General features: G+C 47.4%; 2 protein-coding genes. Both read right to left on the bottom strand.

Annotation, left to right across the window (positions count from 1 at the left end; all coding sequences use genetic code 11):
* Nucleotides 1-818 (bottom strand): aminotransferase class V-fold PLP-dependent enzyme (locus VMW01_04040; GenBank protein HUW05410.1); only part of this gene is annotated, 818 nt, incomplete at its 3' end.
* Nucleotides 819-869: 51 nt separating this feature from the next.
* Nucleotides 870-2,234 (bottom strand): Fe-S cluster assembly protein SufD, encoded by a 1,365-nt coding sequence (gene sufD / locus VMW01_04035; protein HUW05409.1) that lies wholly within the window; start codon nucleotides 2,232-2,234, stop codon nucleotides 870-872.
* Nucleotides 2,235-2,268 lie beyond the last annotated feature (34 nt).

Genomic DNA, 2,268 nt, shown 5'->3' with positions numbered 1-2,268 from the left:
AACTTGAGCGGCAAATCGGCATAGGTGGTCTTGGCGAAGGTAACGGTACCAACCATGTCGCCACCGCCTTGGTATGGTGGCATTTGCTCCAGCCACTCTTCCTTACCATACAGAACACCAATGCCCGTAGGACCATAGATTTTATGCCCGGAAAAGGCGTAAAAATCGCAATCAATATCCTGAACATCTACACCTAGGTGGTGAATGCCCTGTGCACCATCTATCAGAACTGGGATGTTGCGCTGATGGGCTAAAGCTATAATCTCCTTAATTGGGTTTACCGTTCCAAGGGAGTTGGAAGCTTGGGTTACCGCAACAATCTTTACCTTTGAAGTAAGCAAATCGGGTAGCAAATCCATTCGAAGCAATCCACTCTGGTCGAATGGAATTACCTTTAGCTTGGCGCCCTTTCGTTCGCACATGAGCTGCCAAGGAACAATGTTGGAGTGGTGCTCCATTTCCGATACCAAAACTTCGTCGCCCGCTTTAATAAACTTCTCGCCAAAGCTAAAGGCCACTAGGTTTATGGCTCCGGTTGTACCCGAGGTAAACACAATTTCACGAGTAGAGGCAGCGTTGATGAAGCCACGAATGGTTTCTCTAGCCTCCTCATACTTTTCGGTAGCCTGTTCGCTGAGGAAGTGGGCGCCACGGTGAATATTGGCATTGAGCTCTCGGTGCATTCTGTCGAGTGCATCAAGCACCTGAATGGGTTTTTGAGCCGTGGCACCATTATCGAGATAAACCAGTGGCTTACCATGAATAACCTGGTCAAGGATGGGGAAATCGGCTCTTACTTTGTTGATGTCAAACGACATTGTATCAGGATATTTTCAAAATCAATATTGTATATGCAGGTCCATCTCCTACTAGCAGCAGTGCATGGCGCAGGTGTTGCAGCGGGCCAGCTCACCTCGTAGGCGTTTATCTACCAGCTCATCAACCCTTGCGCGAAGCGGTTCAATGGTTATTTTTTGAATTACATCGTGGGCGAAGCCAAACATTTGTAGCAGGCGAGCTTCGCGCATGCCAATTCCTCGGGCACGCATGTAAAAGAGCGCCTCTTCATCCATTTGTCCAACCGTGGCACCGTGGCTACACTTCACGTCGTCGGCGTAGATTTCCAGCTGAGGTTTGGTGTATATCCGGGCATCGTCGGTAAGGAGCAGGTTGTTGTTGGTTTGGAAGGCCTGTGTTTTTTGGGCATCCTTGCGTACCAAAATTCTGCCATTGAAGGCAGCGGTAGCCATGTCGTCCAGTATATTTTTGAAGAGCTCATTGCTTACACAGTTGGGTACGGCATGGTCTACAAAGGAGTAGTTGTCCACGTGCTGCGTTTTGTCGACCAACGACAAACCGTAAATGTGGTTTTCAGCACCCTCTCCACCAAGCACTACGTTGATATTGTTGCGCACAATACCTCCGTGAAGGGTTATGGTGTTGGTGTTTACAACGCTGGCTGCCTCCTGTTGAATATAGATGTTCGAAATATGGTAAGAGCCATTGTGCTCATTCTGCATACGCACATATTCAAAGTTGGAACTTTTACCAGCAAAAACCTCTGTTGCCGAATTGGTAAGGAAGTTCTGTGGACTCAGCGTATGGTCGCACACAACCACCTTGGCTTCGCTGTTTTCTTCCAGCACAAAGAGGTTTCGTGGTTGAGTCATCAGCGCCTCGTCCGAAAGTAAAATATTGATAATCTGAATGGGCTTTTCGAGCACGGTAGACTTTGGAATGTAGAGGAATACTCCGTCCTGTGCAAAAGCAGTGTTCAGGGCTACCAAGCTCTCATCAGCAACATCGGCATAGCGTCCATAGTGCCGACTCACAATTTCTGGATATTGAAGCGCTGCCTCGGCAAGGCTACCCATGATAATGCCATTGGGCATCACCTCCAGCTTATTTTCACCAAAGTAGTAGCCATTTACCAGCAGCAATACATCGGTGTCCAGCGATGGCACATCACACTTGAAGATATCATCAACACTAAATTCCACCTTCCGGGGAGCAAAGTACTTTTCAAACTCCTTTTCAAAAAGGGTGGTAATGTTGGTATACTTATACTTCTCCGACTTCCGATTGGGTAGTCCAAGAATATTGAAACTCTCAATGGCGTCGGCGCGGGCAGCGTTAATGCTGTCGGCAGCACCCTCCCTAAGCAATTCAAGATTTGCTAGGTAGAGATTTACGAAATCGGCAGTTATTCTATTTTCTGATACTTTTCCAGTCATAACCTAGTTGGTTTTTAAGGCTATTACTGCCCAT

Origin of the sequence: Williamwhitmania sp., from assembly GCA_035529935.1 — a bacterium.
Lineage (GTDB): Bacteria > Bacteroidota > Bacteroidia > Bacteroidales > Williamwhitmaniaceae > Williamwhitmania.
This window is presented reverse-complemented; position numbering and strand designations above follow the sequence as displayed.

What these genes read in the sequence shown, in the direction of transcription:
- sufD (HUW05409.1), bottom strand. Translation starts at nt 2,234, where the DNA reads ATGACTGGAAAAGTATCAGAAAATAGAATAACTGCCGATTTCGTAAAT.